Consider the following 17,178-nt stretch of genomic DNA (forward strand, 5'->3'; position numbering starts at 1 on the left):
GTGGTGACTGAGGAGCAGGTTCTGGAGTCTTTGCAGCGTATGGCTGCGAAGGTGGATGAGCAGAACGCTGGTGATGCGAACTACCGCAACATGGCACCGAACTTTGATGAGTCTGTGGCTTTCCAGGCTGCGAAGGATTTGGTGTTTAAGGGTCTGGAGCAGCCGGCTGGTTACACCGAGCCGATTCTGCACGCCCGTCGTTTGGAGTTTAAGGCTAAAAACGGCATCGCCTAAAGCCCCGCGCATAGCTAACGCTGCTTAAGGCGTTAAGGATCTAGCCGCCGGTGTGAGCCCGCCTCACCCGGCGGTTTTCCTATGCCCACTTCCGCGCAGCTTCCTTGCAGCTTTCTTGCAACTTCCTTGCACGGACAGCTGTCCAACCCCCTGGTTAGACTGGTGGACACACGAACACACACGCACGAACGCACATGCATCAAGGCGCCCCGGAAGGAGCCCGACTTTGTCCGTCACCACCTTTGGCACCCCGCCCGCCCGTTCTCTCTTTGATTTTGACGCCGTACTTTTCGACCTCGACGGTGTGATCACCCCGACCGCAGAGCTCCACCGCCAGGCGTGGGCACGGATGTTCAGTGCGTTCCTGGAGGCCAAGGGTGCTAAGCCCTACACCGAACAGGATTACTTCGACTACCTGGACGGCCGCCGCCGCGACGAGGGCGTGGCTGCCCTGCTGGCCAGCCGTGACATTGAGGTTCCAGAGGGCAACGCGGACGATAACGCGGATCAGGATACGATCCACGGCCTGGGAGCCCGCAAGAACGCGGACTTCCTGAAGCTGGTGGAAGAAGGTGTGCAGGCCTACGAGGGCTCCGTGCAGCTGCTGGATTCCATCCGGGATCGCGCCGCGGCGGGGGAGAAGGCTCCGCAGATCGCGATCGTCTCCTCCTCGAAGAACGCCCGCCCGGTGCTTAAGGCGGCGGGGCTGCTCGATCGGTTTGAGGTTGTTGTGGATGGGAAGGTGGCGTCCGAAAAGAACCTGCCGGGTAAACCCGCACCAGATACGTACCTGTATGGCGCACAGCAGCTCGGTGCCAGTGCGGAGAACTCGGTGGTGGTGGAGGATGCCACCAGTGGTGTGGCCAGCGGAAAGGCCGGCAAGTTCGGGCTGGTAATCGGCGTGGATCGCGGGGCAGGCGCGGAGGCGCTGCACGAACACGGCGCGGACATCGTGGTCGACGACCTGGCGGACCTGCTGGGCTAGAGTACGTGGCCGGGGGCTAACACGCAGAACCTTTACACGCTGAGCCTTTAGACGAACAACCGGCACAGAACTGCAAAGACTTACGCAGGTTTACATAGGCTTACGCAGGCCTATAAAGAAGTAGACGGAACTAGACAGAACTAGACGGAGAAACCGGAAACACTATGGGAATCAACGCGCAACGACAGACCAAGCGCAGCCCGGAAGACCAGCGGCTGAAGGACTTCCTAGCAACCCGCCGAGAGGGAGCGGAGCCGGGTTATAAGCGACCTGTCGACGGTGGCGATCTGCGTGCGGAGGGCTTCCGCGCCGACCGGAAACACAGCGCCGTCGATCCGCTGAAGGCTGTGAATCGTGATAACAACCCGGTCGATGAGTGGGCGCTGATTGAGACCCGCCCGAACTACATGGATCTGGGCGTTTCCGAAACTCTCTTCGCGCTGTCCAACGGCTACCTGGGCCTGCGCGGTAACCCGGAAGAGGGGCGCGATTCCAAGACTCACGGAACGTTTATCAATGGCGTGCACGAGACCTGGGACATCGAGCACGCAGAGGATGCCTATGGCCTGGCGCGGACCGGCCAAAGTATCGTCTCGGTACCAGATGCGAAGGCCATGCGACTGTACATCGACGACGAGCCGCTGCGCCTGGGCAACGCGGAGGTCATGGAATACAACCGCAGCCTGGACTTCCGCGAAGGCGTGCTGCGCCGCAGCCTGGTCTGGCGCACTCCGGGCGGTAAGCACGTGCGCGTGACCTCCGAGCGCATGGTGAGCTTTCAGGAACGCCACCTGGCGCTGCAATCCCTGGAGGTCGAGCTGCTGGATGCACCGGCGGCCGTCGTGGTCTCCTCCCAGCTGCTGAACCGCGAGGACGGCCAGGGCGAATTCCCGGATAACAACGCCCGCGTGGCCGGCGAGGAGGGCTTCGACCCGCGCAAGGGCGAGCAGTTCCAGGACCGCGTGTTCATCCCGAAGTACCAGTCCAGCACTGAGCCAGAGCGCGCCACGCTGGGCTACCAGATCAACCACTCGGGCATGACCGTGACAGTCTCCATGGACCACATCCTGGACATCGACAATCCCTCGGATGAGACGGACACGGGCGTGGATACCGGCGTGGAGGTCTCCACAGAGGTGGAGGAGGACGTCGCGCGCGTGACATACCACCTGAACGGCAAGAAGGGGATGAAGATGCGCCTGGAGAAGTTCACGGCGTACCACTCCTCCCGCCACGTGGCCCCGCAGGAGCTCGCGTTCCGCTGCGCCCGCACCATCAACCGTGCGAAGTCGGTGGGCTTTAGCAACCTGATGGACAACCAGGCCGAGTGGCTGGCCCGCTTCTGGGAGCGCTCCGACGTGCGCATCGCCGGCCAGCCCGCGCTGCAGCAGGCAGTGCGCTGGAACATCTTCCAACTGATCCAGGCCTCCGCCCGCGCGGAGACAAACGGCGTGCCAGCAAAGGGCATGACCGGCTCCGGTTACGGCGGACATTACTTCTGGGATACGGAAATCTACGTGATGCCGTTCCTCTGCTACACCAACCCCAACCTGGCCCGGAACGCCCTACGCTTCCGTTATGACATGTTGCCCGCGGCCAAACAGCGCGCACTGGAGTTGTCGCACGACGGCGCCCTGTTCCCGTGGCGCACCATCAACGGCCAGGAATCCTCGGCCTACTACGCGGCGGGCACCGCGCAGTACCACATCGATGCCGACATCGCGTTTGCGCTGATGAAGTACGTCTACGCAACCGGCGATACGGAATTCCTGCTGCAGCAGGGCATCAGCCTGCTGGTGGAGACCGCCCGGTTCTGGATGTCCATCGGCTTCTTCAACAGCGAGCAGAATAAGTTCGAGATCCACTCTGTGACCGGCCCGGACGAGTACACGACCGTGGTGAACAACAACCTGTACACAAACGTGATGGCCCAGTACAACCTGGAGGTCGCGGCGGCGGTGGTAAGCCAGATGGAAAAGGAGCGCCCGGAGGAATACCGCAACCTGCAGGATCTCAAGCACATCACGCAGGCCGAGGTTGAACTCTGGCGCAAGGCTGCCGAGTGCATGTACATCCCGTACAACGAGGAGCTGAAGGTTAACCCCCAGGACGACCAGTTCCTGCATCGCCGAATCTGGGACCTGGACGATCCGGAGGTCGGCCCGAAGCGCCCGCTGCTGCTGCACTACCACCCGCTGACGATCTACCGCTATCAGATTTTGAAGCAGGCCGACGTGGTGCTGGCGCTGTTCCTGCAGGGGCAGCGCTTCTCCACCGAGGTCAAGCGCGCGGACTACGACTACTACGACATTCTGACCACGGGAGATTCCACCCTGTCGGCCGTCGTGCAGTCCATCATCGCGGCGGAGCTGGGCTACAAGGAGAAGGCCGAGGAGTTCTTCTACCGCGGCCTGTTCGTGGACATGGGCGATCTGCACCACAATGCCTCCGACGGCGTGCACATCGCCTCGTGCGGTGGTGCGTGGACGGCGCTGACCAATGGCTTCGGCGGGTTCCGCGATTTCTATGGGCAGTTCACCATCGACCCGCGACTGCCGGACGAGTGGGAGTCCCTGACCTACCACATCACCCTGCACGGCGAGCGCCTGCGTGTGGAGGTTCGCCCCGGTGAGGTAGAGCTGGTGCTGGAGGAGGGCGACCGCAAGGTCGGTCCGATCTGGGTCATGGGCGAGGAGGTCGTCGTCGGCCACGAGCCCATCGTTGTGAAAGGACCGACGCTGCTCAGTGAACACCGTACCGACGGAGCCGATGGGGTCGAAGCTGCCCGGGATGCAGATGGCGGTTCTAAGAATGGTTCCCCGGAACACTGGGTAAAGCTATAAAAATATATATTTTCTGACGCCCACCGCCAGCGCACGCCGCCATCCCCGCATTCTCTGTGAGGCGGGTGATGGGCGCAAAGCGGTTGGGGCGTGGCGTCAATAAGAAAGAAACAGAGCGACTCCCGAAAACCGTGTGACCAGTGTGACGCTATGCAGTAACGACCTCTAAGGGGGAATCTAACAGTACGGTCGTACCGTTATGGGTATTTTTGCAAGGTTTGTATTGCGGAAATGCTATACCCCATAACGGGGTGTAAGACCGGGAATATGCAGGTACACAAGTAGTCCGACGGGGGCTTAAGCACATACAGTGTCTATGACACTGGAGGTGCCATGACTGTTAAATATGACGACCGTGAGGCAATCGCTCACGGAAAACTGAGAACTTCGAGCCTGCGCGAGAAGCCAGGCTTCCCTTCGTGGGCGATGAAGCTGACGATGGCCATCACGGGTATCATCTTCGCGCTGTTCGTCCTGGTTCACATGGTTGGAAACCTGAAGGTTTACATGGGGGCCGAATCCTTCAACACCTACGCCGACTTCCTGCGTGAGTTCGGCTACCCGCTGCTGCCGCACGAGTCCTTCCTGTGGGTTGCTCGTATCGTGCTGCTGGTGTGCCTGATCCTGCACGTATGGTGCGCATTCGCACTGACCAGCCGTGCCCACCAGTCCCGCGGCCGCTACCGCCGCAAGGGCATGGTCAGCAGCTGGAACACCTTTACCGCCCGCAGCATGATCGTCACCGGCATCGTGCTGCTGCTGTTCATCATCTTCCACATCCTGGACCTGACGATGGGCGTAAAGCCGGTCGCTTCCGAGGACTTCCAGGGTCCGACTGACGGCGCACACGCTGCCTACCAGAACCTGATTGCATCCTTCGACCGCCCGGCTGTGGCCATCTTCTACATCCTGGCGATGCTGATCCTGTTCATGCACCTGTCCCACGGCATTTGGACTGCCACCTCGGACCTGGGCATCACCGGCCACCGCACCCGCAAGGTCATGCTGTGGATCGCTTACCTGCTGCCCGCGATCGTGATGATCGGCAACATCTCCATCCCGCTGGCTGTGATGTTTGGGCTGGTTGATCAGGTCCCGTTCGTCCCGGCTGGGCAATAACGGCGAGTCTGGTTACAAGGAGAAGAGAGTTAAATGAGCGAAGTAACTAACCACCCGCACAATCAGACCGCGGACTTCGACTACGACAAGGCCGTCGCTGCTTTCACGGCGCCGGAATCCGTCGTCGAGGGCGTGACCGTCGGCAAGGTCCTGAAGGACAACGCACCCCACGTAGTCGGCCAGGATAAGCAGTGGCAGTATGCCAAGGAGCACTTCGGAATGGTGTCTCCGCTGAACCGCAACAAGTTCCGCATCCTCATCGTCGGCACCGGCCTGGCCGGTGGCGCCGCAGCTGCCGCACTCGGCGAGCTGGGCTACGACGTCAAGGTGTTCACCTACCACGACTCCCCGCGCCGCGCGCACTCCATCGCTGCGCAGGGTGGTGTGAACTCCTCCCGCGGTAAAAAGCTGGATAACGACTCCACCTACCTGCACGCCAAGGACACGGTCAAGGGCGGCGACTACCGCTGCCGCGAGAACGACTGCTGGCGCCTGGCTATGGAGTCCCCGAAGGTCATCGACCACATGAACGCTGTCGGCGCGCCGTTCTCCCGCGAGTACGGCGGCACCCTGGCAACCCGTTCCTTCGGTGGCGTTCAGGTCTCCCGCACCTACTACACCCGTGGTCAAACGGGTCAGCAGCTGCAGCTGGCCACCACCTCTGCGCTGTACCGCCAGATCGGTGCCGGCCACGTGGAGATCTTCACCCACAACGACCTGGTTGACCTGATCGTCAACGACGGCCGCTGTGAGGGCGTGATCATGCGCAACCTGCTGACGGGCGAGCTAAAGGCTCACACCGGCCACGCAACCGTGCTGGCCACCGGCGGTTACGGCAACGTGTACCACATGTCCACGCTGGCCAAAAACTCCAACGCTTCGGCCATCATGCGTGCCTACGAGCTGGGTGCCTACATGGCGTCCCCGTCCTTCGTGCAGTTCCACCCGACCGGCCTGCCGGTGAACTCCACCTGGCAGTCCAAGACGATCCTGATGTCCGAGTCGCTGCGTAACGACGGCCGCATCTGGACCCCGAAGAAGAAGGGTGACGACCGCAAGCCGAACGACATCCCGGAGGACGAGCGCGACTACTTCCTGGAGCGCCGCTACCCGGCCTTCGGTAACCTGGTTCCGCGTGACATCGCTTCCCGTGCCAACGCTCAGCAGATCAACGCTGGCTACGGTGTGGGCCCGATGAAGAACTCCGTGTACCTGGACCTGGGCGACGCTATCCAGCGCCTGGGCAAGGACACGATCCGCGAGCGCTACTCCAACCTGATCCAGATGTACGAAGAGGCCATCGGCGAGTCCGCTTACGAGACCCCGATGCGCATCGCCCCGACCTGCCACTACACCATGGGTGGCCTGTGGACCGACTTCAACGAGATGACGTCCATCGACGGTCTGTTCTGCTCCGGTGAGTCCTCCTGGATGTACCACGGCGCGAACCGCCTGGGTGCTAACTCCCTGCTGTCCTCCTCTGTGGAGGGCTGGTTCACCCTGCCGTTCACCATCCCGAACTACCTGGCGCCGCACCTGGGCGAGGAAATCCCGGCCGCCGATTCCCCGGCAGCTCAGGAAGCCCTGCAGCGCGCCAAGGACCGCATCGAGCGTCTGACCACCATCAAGGGCGACGACCCGCACGGTCCGGAGTACTACCACCGCCAGCTGGGTGAGATCCTGTACTTCTCCTGTGGCGTGTCCCGCAACGTGAAGGACATGAAGGACGGCATCGAGAAGATCCGCGCACTGCGCAAGGACTTCTGGGCCAACGTCCACATCCCGGGCGGTACCGAGGAAATGAACCAGACCCTGGAGTACGCAACCCGCGTTGCCGACTACCTGGATCTGGGCGAGCTGATGTGCGTGGACGCACTGGACCGCGACGAGTCCTGTGGTGCCCACTACCGCGATGACCACCTGTCCGAAGACGGCGAGGCAGAGCGTGACGATGACAACTGGTGCTTCGTCTCCGCCTGGGAGCCGAATGGCGAGAACAAGTTCATCCGCCACTCCGAGCCCCTGTACTTCGACCGTATCCCGCTGATGACAAGGAATTACAAGTAATGAAACTGCATCTTGAAATCTGGCGTCAGGCGGGCCCGAATGCCGAAGGCCACTTCGAGTCTGTTGACGTTGACGACGCTGCAGAGCAGATGTCCATCCTGGAGCTGCTCGACCACGTAAACAACAAGTTCGTTGAGGAGGGCAAGGAGCCCTTTGCCTTCGCCTCGGACTGCCGCGAGGGTATTTGCGGTACCTGTGGCCTGATGGTCAACGACCGTCCCCACGGTCCGGATCAGAACAAGCCCGCTTGCCAGCAACGCCTGGTCTCTTTCAACGATGGCGACACCATCAAGCTGGAGCCGCTGCGTTCCGCTGCGTACCCGGTTATCAAGGACATGGTCGTCGACCGTTCCGCACTGGATCGCGTGATGGAAAAGGGCGGTTTCGTGTCTGTCATGGCCGGCACCGCTCCGGATGCCGACTCTCTGCTGGTGAACCACTCCGACGCGGAGAAGGCGCTGGATCACGCAGCCTGCATCGGCTGTGGCGCCTGTGTCGCAGCTTGCCCGAACGGTGCAGCTCACCTGTTCACCGGCGCGAAGCTGGTGCACCTGACGCTGTCCCCGCTGGGTCGTGAGGAGCGCGGCAAGCGCGCCCGCAAGATGGTTGATGAGGTCGAGGGTACCTTCGGTCCTTGCTCGCTGTACGGCGAGTGTGCTGACGTTTGCCCGGCGGGTATCCCGCTGACGGCTGTGGCAGCTATCACAAAGGAACGCACCCGTGCCGCTTTCCGCGGCAAGGATGACTAAGATCGACTCCAAGACAAGTATCAGAAAGTAGGAGAGAACCATGGCACTCAGTGAGAACCTGCACATGGAGCGTTACTACGTTGATGGCTACCAGCCGTCCAGCTTTGATGCGCCGCACTCTTCGCTGCAGCGCTCCCTCACTTGGATCGGCATGGGCTTCTGGCTGCTGCTGATGCCGGGTCTGGGTACCATCGTGTTCGGTCTGGCTACCAACATGTCCGGCACTCAGGAAAACGGCATGACGTACCTGATTATCGGCGTTGTAATGGCCGTTGTTGCTGTTGTAGCTGGCTCTGCGTGCATCCACGCAGGTCGCAAGAACTACCGCGACTACAAGAAACGTTCCGGCCGCATCATCTAGTTATCGATTAGCTAAAGCTAGAGCCTGAGCCAAGGCTGAAGCCAGAGCTTGGGCTTGAGCCAGAGCTGAAGCGCCTCCATTTGCGCAGACCGCGCCACCACTTCCGGTGGCGCGGTCTTGCTTCGCCCAATGTGGTTGTGCATTGGCTAATGGGGAATGTCGTTAGAACGGGAATGTGTACGCCCAGCTTCCCAACCGCCAAAAATAGTCAACGCTTTGACCAGGCGTTTTGGATAGATGAGAAGGGTTGTCTTTAACACATTCCCGATCTAGCGACATCGCAGCCGTATACCTGCTCTGGCGGCCAACACATGCAGGGATCGCTGGTACCCAGCGGGACCCATGTTGACGCCCCAAGTGGTGCCATAATTGAACAATGACTGCTTCCGAAAACCCCACTGCATCAGGCCGACCCGAGCCTGTGCATCAGCAGCAACCAGCGGCCCAGCCAACATCGCCCCAGACCCCCAGGCCGTCATCGCCCCAGGCCGCCCAGGCATCACCACACTTGGACTCACCACTGTCCCAAGTGCCCGGGCCAGATCCTGCCACCGAAGCTGCTCGCCGAGCCGAGTTAAGAAAGCACAAGACCATCGCCACTGGCCTCCTGGTCATCGCGACCCTCATCTATGTGGCCATGCGCTGGCTCGAATATCAGGGCAACCCAGGCGCCTGGATCGGCTACGTCCGTGCGGCCAGCGAAGCCGGCATGGTCGGTGCCCTTGCCGACTGGTTCGCCGTCACAGCTCTGTTCCGCCACCCACTGCACATTCCCATTCCACACACGGCGATCATTAAGCGGAAGAAAGACCAGGTCGGCCACGCCCTCAGCGAGTTCGTGGGGGAGAACTTCCTCAATGCCGCCCTCATCAGCGATAAGCTCCGCAAGGCGCGAATCCCGGAGCGCGCCAGCGATTGGGTTGTCAACGACGGCGGCGCCAACCGCGTCTCGCAGGAAGTCGGCAAGATCATCGACCTCACAGTCAACGGCATCAACCCCCAAGAAGCAGAGCAAGTCCTCCGCGCCCTGGTCATCGACAAGCTCAGCGAACCCACCTGGGGCCCGCCGCTGGGCCGCGGCCTGGAGCAACTCATCGAGGAAGGCCGCACTGAGCCTGCCGTCGACGCGATCGTCGTCTGGATGGACGACAAGGCCCGCACTTCCGAGGACTTCGTGGTCCGCCTCATCGACGAGCGCACTCCGGCCTGGGCACCTCGATTTGTCCGCGAGCTCGTGGGCTCCCGCGTGTACCGGGAACTGGTGGAATTCACCGGCGACGTTCGCCGCGACCCCAACCACGATGCGCGCCGCCAGCTGCGTTCGTTCATCTACCAGCTTTCACAGGACCTCCAGCACGATGAAAAGATGATTGCCCGGGTGGAGGGCTTCAAGAACGACGTCATGACCTCCGGGCCTGTCACCGCGATGCCCGGCCGCTTGTGGGAATCCACCCGCGCAACACTCACCGCCTGGTCCCGCGACCCAGATTCCCTGCTGCGCCGGCAGATTGCGCAATGGGTGGAGGCGTATGGGCGTCGTATCCAAGAAGAACCAGAGCTGCGGGAAGAGCTTGAACGGCGCATCGTCGGGGCGGCCAGCTACCTTGCCGATAACTATGCGGGCGAGGTCACGGGCATCATCGGGGAGACGGTTGAGCGGTGGGACGCGCAGGAGGCTTCCGACAAGATCGAGCTGATGGTGGGCAAGGACCTGCAGTTCATCCGTGTGAATGGCACGATTGTGGGCGCATTGGCTGGCCTGGCGATTTACTCCCTGACTGAGCTGATCTTTGCGTTAGGCTGAGTGGCATGCACATGGTTCTAACGGCGTTGTACTACGCATACTCGGGCATTAATCTGGCGCTGGCAGTCGCTATTTTCGTGCTGGCGGCCATCGGCCTGGCGCAGCTGGCTAGCACCCGCGACGATGCCTTTATGGTTATCGACCGCGAGAAGCAGAATTGGTTGATGCTGATGGGCGGTGCGGTGGCGCTGTCTATCCTGAGTTTCTTCATCGCAATCGAGCTGCTGTGGATCATCGCGGCGGTCATCGTCGGTATTTACTGGCAGGATGTGCGCCCCGCGATCCGCGACGTGCTGGATAATGCGGGTGGTTCTTGGTGACTGCGTTTGATCGTTCTAAGGTCTCCCGCGAGGCCGTCGCCGCCATCCTGGATGCCACGCTGCTGAAGCCCGAAGCTTCGCGCGACGACGTGGCGGCTCTGGTGCGTGAGGCCACGGAGTTGGGGTGCGGCGCGGTGTGTGTGTCGCCCTCTATGTTGCCTTTGGGCTCTGTGCCGCCTTCTGATTCTTTGGGTTCTTCGGGTTCTGACGCCACGCTGCGCATCGCCACCGTAGCCGGGTTCCCTAGCGGCAAGCACGCCTCCTTGGTGAAGGCCACCGAGGCGCGTTATGCCGCGCAGTTGGGGGCTGACGAGATCGATGTGGTGATCGATGTGGCGGCGGCCCTGGCGAAGGATCAGAATGCGCTTCTGGCGGAGCTGATCACCGTGCGGGAGGCCCTGCCGCACCCGCTGGTGCTGAAGGTGATCGTGGAGTCCGCGCTGCTGGACGAGGAGCAGCTGCGCACTGCCGTGCGCGCGTGCGTGCAGGCGGGCGCGGACTACGTAAAAACCTCCACGGGCTTCCACCCGGCGGGTGGTGCGAGCGTGGAGGCTGTGAGTATCATGGCCGACGAGCTGCGCAAGCTGGGGAAGCTGGCGCCGTTCGGCATGGGGGAGGAAGAGCGCGTTGCCGCGGGCCTGGTGGGGATCAAGGCCTCGGGTGGCATCCGCGATTGGGAGGCGGCCCTGGCGATGATTGAGGCGGGAGCTACCCGCCTGGGGGTTTCCGCGGCAGCGAAGGTGCTGGGCGCCTAGAGCCGGTTTGCGGCCTGCGCCCTGCGGCCGTACTCCGTACTGGCGGGCTAGGTGGCCGGAGCCGGGGGGGGGGNGGAGCGGCTAGGCGGCCATGTTGGAGGAACCGACCGGGCCGTCTTCCTTCCAGGGGCGGGTGAGGTCCGCGTCCTCGGTATTGCCCGACCCACTACCGCCGGAACCGCCGGATCCGCTGCCGTTGTCAGAGCCGCTGCCGCCGCTGGAGCTGCTGGTGGCGGAGCCCGTGTCCAGCTCGGAGAAGTTAACGTCCGTGCCGTGCATGTTTACTTCCAGTCCCTCGTCGGTGACGTTGAGGGATTCGAAGTCCATGCCGCCCTGAGCATCAGCGGGGATGGAGTCCTCCAACTGCGACTCCATCTCCTGGGTGAAGGACTCCGGAAGATCCATACCCAGCAGGGAGACGTTCTCCATCTCCATCTTCATTTGCCCGTCCTGGATAACTGGCTTGACCTCGAAGGTCGCCAGACCGCCAGTGAGGTCGAAGCTTAGGGTCTGCTTGTCCGGGTTGGGGCGGACGTCAGTAATCTGCAGTAACCCAGCCAGCGGGTTGTCCTCATCCCCACCGCCGTCGCTGGCGCTTTCGGAGGCCTGAGCCAGCAGCATCTCCTTGGTGACTACCGTCTGCAGGCGCAGGTCGCCCACCACTGAGTCATCAGGATTGTCGGTATCCATCTTCATGTCACGAAGCTCCAGGTGAACCGCGGGCTCGCCGGAGATTTTGGGCTTGGACTTGTCCTGCCCCTCGTAGGTGATGTCCAACGTGGAGGGAATATCGACGGTCATTTGGGGGATCTTGCCTTGCACAATTCCCAGCAGCACTGGGGAAGCGCCCAGGGAAATATCCGGATCCACGGGTTCAGACACGCCGGATTCCTGCTGTTGCTCCCTAAACGCGCTCTGAATCTGGTCCTTCATGAACCAGCGGAGGCCGAACTCGGCGAGAAGCAGCAGCAAAACAATGACAAGCAAGAATCCGATAAGGACCTTCAGCCAAAGCTTGCTCTTCTTTGGCTGCTGCTGGTACATGTTCTGCGGTGGTTGGCCGTACGCGCCTGCCTGGCCATACGGGCCCTGCTGCCCCGGCTGACCGAACTGCAGCTGCTGGTTCGGCTGGCCCAGCTGCCCCTGCGGAGCGCCGTACCCAGAGCCGTACTGGTTCGGGCTGTTGTTGCCGCTGGTGTTCCAGACAGCCGTCTGATCCTCGTTGCCGCCGGCATTCGAGGACGGGTTCTGTGATGGGTTTTGTGGGTTAGTCACCCGTATCAGTGTTCCTTATCGTCGGAGCTGTGCCAACCCGTATCTTAGCCCCAGCCCACTTTAGAGCCCATAGTTGAGCCAAGACTTGGCAGCGAACAGATAGCTAATACACAGGCTCGCACACCAATGACCATGGCAAGGTGATTGAATTATCCGCCAAGCGGCGGCGCGGGTTGAGCCGCGCCGCGGGAGCGTGGGCGTCACCAAGAGAACCCAAGAACTCCTGCTTCGCCGAGCGCCACCGCACTCGTGGCCCAAAGACGGCCAGGGGTGCTGCGCGTTCCCAGCAACGGTCGAGCTCTGCGAGGACGTCGTAGATGAGGTGGCCGGGGGTGTTGCGGTGGATCAGGATCTTCGGCAGGCGTTCGGCCAGGTCGGAGGGTTTTTCGATGTCCTGCGGATCCCACGCGAGGGTCAGGGACTGCGGGCCGGCCTCATCCAGCAGTACCCAGCAGGAGCGGCGGCCGACCTCGTCGCAGGTGCCCTCGATGATCACGCCACCGGGGCGCAGGTTCGCACGCATCGTGTCCCACGCGGCCTGCACCTGGTCCACGTCGTATTGGCGCAGCACGTTAAAGGCCCGCACAACGTCCGCCTGCAGGCCCGCTAACTCGAAGCCACCGAGGGCGAAGTGCACACCCTCGCGGTCGGGGAGCACGCGGGAAGGCTCGATCTCCAGGCCGGTGACCTCCACTGTGGGGGCAATGGTCCGCAGCCACCGAGCCCACTCGCAAGTAGTGGTGTGGGAGGCTCCGTAGCCGACGTCGACGGCCACGGGGTTGCGCTGCTCGTGCAGTACGGCCCCTCGCAGCTGGGCCTGTACCCTCGGCTGCGCCACCAGCCAGCGGTCGGACTTGCGCAGGCGGTTGTAGCCAGTCGTTCCGCGGGTAGGGACGCCAACAGGCCCGTCCGTATTCCACGAACGGGCCTTGAGATTGTGGGCGTGGTCAGCCACGCGGGGTAACCGAGCCTTCCAAGTGAGTGAGTTTTTTCGTTAAAGGTCCAGGCGGAGCCTATGCCGGGCTTTAGGCGTTGTCGCTGATCCACTTCTGGATCAGGGCGGCCTCACGGGTCAGGAACTCCTCCACCCACTCGGCAACCTTCGGCTCCAGGACGGCGCCCATCATCGGGATCTTCACGTCCACGGCGCAGTCGGCCTTCAGCTCGGTGGAGTCACCGGAGCCGGTCAGGGTGACATCCGCGGAGAAGGAAACCGGTGCGCCCTTGACCTCTGCGTTGACCTTACCGGTGGTGGTGCCGTCAGCCAGCGGGCCGAACTCGACGACGCGCTTGAGCTTCAGGTCCTGGGAAACCATGCCGCGCACAGCCTCCGGCAGAGCGGACTTCGGTAGTAGTTCGAAGAGGACGGCCTCGATCGGCTCGGGGGTGAAAGAGTTCACCTCGCCCGGCTCGTCGCCAATGTTCTCGACCTCGTAGGCCCAGTAGTTTGCGGAGGAGAGTGCCTCGTAGACCTTTTCAATGGGGAAGTTAATCGTTGCAGTGTTCTCGCTGTGAGTAGTCATGCCAACAGACTACCTTTAGTGATGTGACTGATTCGACTAATAACGCACATTTCACGTCCGAGGAACGCGCACACCACCTTCTGGAGCGCCTCAGCGGCACTGGCGCCGACCCAGTTTCTATCCCCGACACCCGTGTGACCAGCCGTTCCTTCGCCGAAATGACCACCCTGCGCATCGGCGCCGCACCCGCCGGGGTTGTCGAATGCTCTTCGGCGGAGGCTGTTGCCCAGGTCGTTTCTTTTTTGGACGCCCACACGCAGCCACTGCTTGTCGTCGGCGGCGGATCGAACCTCGTGGTGGGCGAAGGGGATGCAGTATCCCAGTTGGTTGTGGTGCTGTTGAGCGCGGGTGACGGTGACGTAGGCGATAGCGAAGACGCTGACGGTGACGCGACAGGCGAGACAGGGGTGACGATCGACCGCGAGACTGGTGTGGTGCGAGCCTTTGCGGGAGTTGAATGGGATCAGCTGGTGGCCGCGACTGTCGAGGCTGGGCTCGGCGGGTTGGAGTGCCTGAGTGGGATCCCCGGCTCCGTGGGTGCCACGCCTGTGCAGAACGTCGGCGCATATGGCGCGGAGGTTGCGCAGGTGCTGCGGCGCGTGCAGTTGTATGACCGTACGAGCGGGGAGCTCGAGTGGGTGGAACCTTCCGCCCTGGACCTGGGGTATCGCTACTCGAATCTGAAGTTCACCTCGCGGGCCGTGGTGACGTCCGTGGAGTTCCAGCTGACCACCGACGGGTTGAGCGTGCCGCTGCGCTTCGGGGAGCTGGCACGGCGCTTAGGCGTGGATGCAGATGAGGCTGCCGCCGGGGAGATCCGTCGGCCCGCTGCCGATGTGCGCCAGGCCGTACTGGAACTGCGCGCGGGCAAGGGGATGGTTCTGGATGCCGCGGATCACGATACGTGGTCGGCGGGCTCCTTCTTCACGAATCCGATCGTCACCGGCGAGGAGGCGCGCGACGCGGTGGTGGCCGCCGTGCGGGAGAAGTGCGGCGACGATGGGGTGGAGTCGATGCCCCTGTACCCGGTGAAGGCCAATGGTGGCGCCGCTGCGGGCGCGGCTGCTGGCACGGATGCCGGTACGGGCGTGGGCGAGCCACAGTTCAAGTTCTCTGCAGCGTGGCTGATCGAGCGCGCCGGGTTTGCAAAGGGCTGGCACGTGCCGGGGAACGACCGCGCTTCCCTGTCCACCAAGCACACTCTGGCCCTGACCAATCGCGGTTCCGCGACCAGTGCGGATGTGGTGGAACTGGCGCGCGCCGTGCGCGCCGGAGTGCAGGAAGCGTTCGGAGTAGTGCTGGAACCGGAGCCGATCTGGGTCGGCGTGAGCATCGACTAGCTCGAGGTAGTTGAGACCAGCCGACCGGCTGAGGCTAGGCGACCGGCTCGAAATCCACTTTGTCGCGGACGCCGCAGTCCGGGCAGAACCAGTCATCCGGCACCTCGGACCACGGGGTGCCGGGGTTGAAGCCCTCGGCGGGATCGCCTACGGCCTCATCGAATCGATAGTCACAGACAGGGCATTGGAAAACGGACATGGGGGACTCCTTCGCTTGGACTGAAGTGGTTGGGGTTGGGGCTAGGGGCGTCACTTAGAAGCAGCCTTGGCCGCGCGGTTCTTGTCGGTGAACTTGCGCTGCTTCGGACGGGGGATCTCATACGTCGAGGGCTGGCCGGGGCCGCGCCACAAGCCGGCGATCCCGGGGATCAGGAAGAAAAGGCTGATCAACAGAGGCCATGGAACGACGTTGCTCAAAGCGGGAACGCCGAACAAGCCCAAGACCGCGAGCAGTAGGAAGAAAGCACCGACCGCCGTGCCAGCGCCACTGAGCAGGTAGTGAGTGGTTGGGTTGGGTGGGTTGATGGTGCTTCCGGTTGGGGCGGTCGTGCTCATCGCTGCCACCTCGCAGCCAGCTTCTCTTCCTTGCCAGGCAGGACGTTCGCCTTGGAGACGTCGTAGTTGTAGTGCTTCATCAGGCGGCTATCCATGACCTTGAACCACAGCGGCGGAATCGAAGCCATGGCGATCATCGTCGCGTAGCCGGCTGGCAGCTCCGGAGCTTTCACGTCCGAGCGCAGCGACTGGTAGCGGCGCGTCGGATTCGCGTGGTGATCCGAGTGGCGCTGAAGCTGGTAGAGGAAAATATTGGTGGTCAGATTGTCGGAGTTCCAGGAGTGCTCCGGGGTGCAGCGCTCGTAGCGGCCATCCGGCTGCATCTGCCGCAACAGGCCGTAGTGCTCTAGGTAGTTCACGAACTCCAGCAAGGCGATGCCCAGCACGGCCTGGATTAGCATCCACGGCAGAATGTAGATGCCGAAGGCGATGAACAGCCCGCCCCAGACCAGCACGGTGACCAGCCAAGCGTTCAGCACCTCATTGCTGAGGTGGAATTGGGACTTGCCCTTGCGCGCCAGACGCTTCTTCTCGATGTTCCAGGCGCGTGGGATCTGGTGAGGGATGGATCGGACCAGGTAGGTGTAGACGTTCTCGCCCATGCGGGAGCTCACCGGATCCTCCGGGGTGGCGACCTTAACGTGGTGACCCTTGTTGTGCTCGATGTAGAAGTGCCCGTAGGCGGGGACAGCCAGGGTGATCTTGCCCATCCAACGCTCGAAGCTGCCCTTCTTGTGGCCTAGTTCGTGGGCAGCGACGATACCGATGCCGGAGCTCATGCCCATAGACCAGGCAAGGCCCAGGCGGTCGATCATCAACAGGTCCGAGCTGGTCCATAGGTAGCAGCAGGCAATGAGGCTGGCCAGCATGATGGGGAAGTAGAGGTACGTCACCACTCGGTAGTACTTGGTTTCTTCCAGCCAGGGGACGAACTCTTCCGGCACGTTCTCGCCATCGCGGCCGAGGATCACGTCCGCCAGTGGGATCAGGATAAACACGGCAATGGGGCCGGCCCACCAGGTGACATGGATCAGCAGGTCGGGGCCGTTGATGGCTTTGAGCCAGGAGGCAACGCCCCACACGATCAGTGGAATGGCCGCCGGAACGAGGCTGAAAGTCCAGGCGTACTTCTTGGAGTCTTTCCAACCGGGTGGGCGCTTGGCTGGAGCCGTACCGGGAGAGGTGCTAGCGCCGTTGGCTGTGTGCGCTGGGTTTTGCGTGGTTGTCATCGTCGACTCACCTGCATTC

The 17,178-nt window shown here is 62.4% G+C and carries 16 protein-coding genes and 1 pseudogene; 11 read left to right on the forward strand and 6 right to left on the reverse strand.

The window, feature by feature from the left end; translation table 11 throughout:
* From JQ46_RS02550 to deoC, 10 genes and pseudogenes are all read left to right on the forward strand, one after another.
* Window positions 1–234: pseudogene (locus tag JQ46_RS02550) on the forward strand (malate synthase G); the annotation flags it as partial.
* Between the two features lie 226 nt (window positions 235–460).
* Window positions 461–1,219, forward strand: a complete 759-nt coding sequence (locus tag JQ46_RS02555) for an HAD family hydrolase (protein ID WP_034985202.1) — start codon at window positions 461–463, stop codon at window positions 1,217–1,219.
* A gap of 164 nt (window positions 1,220–1,383) precedes the next feature.
* Window positions 1,384–4,062: a glycoside hydrolase family 65 protein gene (locus JQ46_RS02560; protein WP_034985204.1), complete on the forward strand. Its 2,679-nt coding sequence runs from the start codon at window positions 1,384–1,386 to the stop codon at window positions 4,060–4,062.
* A gap of 333 nt (window positions 4,063–4,395) precedes the next feature.
* Entirely contained in the window at window positions 4,396–5,181 is a 786-nt protein-coding gene (locus JQ46_RS02565; RefSeq protein WP_034985206.1) for a succinate dehydrogenase cytochrome b subunit, read from the forward strand.
* Window positions 5,182–5,214: 33 nt separating this feature from the next.
* Entirely contained in the window at window positions 5,215–7,248 is a 2,034-nt protein-coding gene (locus JQ46_RS02570) for a fumarate reductase/succinate dehydrogenase flavoprotein subunit (RefSeq protein WP_034985208.1), read from the forward strand.
* Window positions 7,248–7,997, forward strand: coding sequence for a succinate dehydrogenase/fumarate reductase iron-sulfur subunit (locus JQ46_RS02575; RefSeq protein ID WP_034985210.1), 750 nt, complete (start codon window positions 7,248–7,250; stop codon window positions 7,995–7,997). Before JQ46_RS02570 ends, JQ46_RS02575 begins: the two co-directional genes overlap by 1 nt.
* Before the next feature lie 40 nt (window positions 7,998–8,037).
* Window positions 8,038–8,358: a hypothetical protein gene (locus JQ46_RS02580; protein WP_034985212.1), complete on the forward strand. Its 321-nt coding sequence runs from the start codon at window positions 8,038–8,040 to the stop codon at window positions 8,356–8,358.
* 529 nt (window positions 8,359–8,887) lie between these two features.
* Complete coding sequence (locus tag JQ46_RS02585; RefSeq protein WP_337588503.1) at window positions 8,888–10,162, forward strand: DUF445 domain-containing protein; 1,275 nt, start codon at window positions 8,888–8,890, stop codon at window positions 10,160–10,162.
* A 5-nt stretch (window positions 10,163–10,167) separates the two neighbouring features.
* Window positions 10,168–10,482, forward strand: coding sequence for a DUF2516 family protein (locus JQ46_RS02590; RefSeq protein ID WP_034985216.1), 315 nt, complete (start codon window positions 10,168–10,170; stop codon window positions 10,480–10,482).
* On the forward strand, window positions 10,479–11,237 hold the full coding sequence (deoC, locus tag JQ46_RS02595; RefSeq protein WP_034985218.1) for a deoxyribose-phosphate aldolase: 759 nt from the start codon (window positions 10,479–10,481) through the stop codon (window positions 11,235–11,237). Before JQ46_RS02590 ends, deoC begins: the two co-directional genes overlap by 4 nt.
* Window positions 11,238–11,318: 81 nt before the next feature.
* Here the strand turns inward: deoC and JQ46_RS02600 are convergent, their stop codons facing one another.
* The 3 genes from JQ46_RS02600 to JQ46_RS02610 form a co-directional block, all read right to left on the reverse strand.
* Window positions 11,319–12,512: a DUF2993 domain-containing protein gene (locus JQ46_RS02600; protein WP_034985220.1), complete on the reverse strand. Its 1,194-nt coding sequence runs from the start codon at window positions 12,510–12,512 to the stop codon at window positions 11,319–11,321.
* Window positions 12,513–12,615: 103 nt separating this feature from the next.
* Window positions 12,616–13,467, reverse strand: coding sequence for a class I SAM-dependent methyltransferase (locus JQ46_RS02605; RefSeq protein WP_034985222.1), 852 nt, complete (start codon window positions 13,465–13,467; stop codon window positions 12,616–12,618).
* A 70-nt stretch (window positions 13,468–13,537) separates the two neighbouring features.
* Window positions 13,538–14,035 carry a DUF2505 domain-containing protein gene (locus tag JQ46_RS02610; protein ID WP_034985223.1) on the reverse strand — a complete coding sequence of 166 codons (498 nt, stop codon included), beginning with the start codon at window positions 14,033–14,035 and terminating at the stop codon, window positions 13,538–13,540.
* Window positions 14,036–14,058: 23 nt separating this feature from the next.
* On the opposite strand from JQ46_RS02610, the gene JQ46_RS02615 reads away from it, so the two are divergent.
* Entirely contained in the window at window positions 14,059–15,375 is a 1,317-nt protein-coding gene (locus tag JQ46_RS02615) for a UDP-N-acetylmuramate dehydrogenase (protein WP_034985225.1), read from the forward strand.
* Window positions 15,376–15,409: 34 nt separating this feature from the next.
* Here the strand turns inward: JQ46_RS02615 and JQ46_RS02620 are convergent, their stop codons facing one another.
* Genes JQ46_RS02620 through JQ46_RS02630 form a run of 3 tightly spaced genes read right to left on the reverse strand, consistent with a single transcriptional unit; the run spans window position 15,410 to window position 17,159 of the window.
* Entirely contained in the window at window positions 15,410–15,574 is a 165-nt protein-coding gene (locus tag JQ46_RS02620; protein WP_034985227.1) for a rubredoxin, read from the reverse strand.
* 50 nt (window positions 15,575–15,624) lie between these two features.
* A complete protein-coding gene (locus tag JQ46_RS02625) occupies window positions 15,625–15,930 on the reverse strand; it encodes a hypothetical protein (RefSeq protein WP_005292164.1) in 306 nt (101 codons plus the stop codon).
* Window positions 15,927–17,159, reverse strand: a complete 1,233-nt coding sequence (locus JQ46_RS02630) for an alkane 1-monooxygenase (protein ID WP_011274219.1) — start codon at window positions 17,157–17,159, stop codon at window positions 15,927–15,929. The genes JQ46_RS02625 and JQ46_RS02630 overlap by 4 nt, the downstream gene beginning before the upstream one ends.
* Window positions 17,160–17,178: the final 19 nt, after the last annotated feature.

This window comes from Corynebacterium jeikeium (genome assembly GCF_000738175.1).
Classification (GTDB): domain Bacteria; phylum Actinomycetota; class Actinomycetes; order Mycobacteriales; family Mycobacteriaceae; genus Corynebacterium; species Corynebacterium jeikeium_C.

What these genes read in the sequence shown, in the direction of transcription:
- JQ46_RS02610 (WP_034985223.1), bottom strand. Translation starts at nt 14,035, where the DNA reads ATGACTACTCACAGCGAGAACACTGCAACGATTAACTTCCCCATTGAA.
- JQ46_RS02580 (WP_034985212.1), top strand. Translation starts at nt 8,038, where the DNA reads ATGGCACTCAGTGAGAACCTGCACATGGAGCGTTACTACGTTGATGGC.
- JQ46_RS02625 (WP_005292164.1), bottom strand. Translation starts at nt 15,930, where the DNA reads ATGAGCACGACCGCCCCAACCGGAAGCACCATCAACCCACCCAACCCA.
- JQ46_RS02570 (WP_034985208.1), top strand. Translation starts at nt 5,215, where the DNA reads ATGAGCGAAGTAACTAACCACCCGCACAATCAGACCGCGGACTTCGAC.
- JQ46_RS02590 (WP_034985216.1), top strand. Translation starts at nt 10,168, where the DNA reads ATGCACATGGTTCTAACGGCGTTGTACTACGCATACTCGGGCATTAAT.
- JQ46_RS02565 (WP_034985206.1), top strand. Translation starts at nt 4,396, where the DNA reads ATGACTGTTAAATATGACGACCGTGAGGCAATCGCTCACGGAAAACTG.
- JQ46_RS02620 (WP_034985227.1), bottom strand. Translation starts at nt 15,574, where the DNA reads ATGTCCGTTTTCCAATGCCCTGTCTGTGACTATCGATTCGATGAGGCC.
- JQ46_RS02560 (WP_034985204.1), top strand. Translation starts at nt 1,384, where the DNA reads ATGGGAATCAACGCGCAACGACAGACCAAGCGCAGCCCGGAAGACCAG.
- JQ46_RS02630 (WP_011274219.1), bottom strand. Translation starts at nt 17,159, where the DNA reads ATGACAACCACGCAAAACCCAGCGCACACAGCCAACGGCGCTAGCACC.
- JQ46_RS02575 (WP_034985210.1), top strand. Translation starts at nt 7,248, where the DNA reads ATGAAACTGCATCTTGAAATCTGGCGTCAGGCGGGCCCGAATGCCGAA.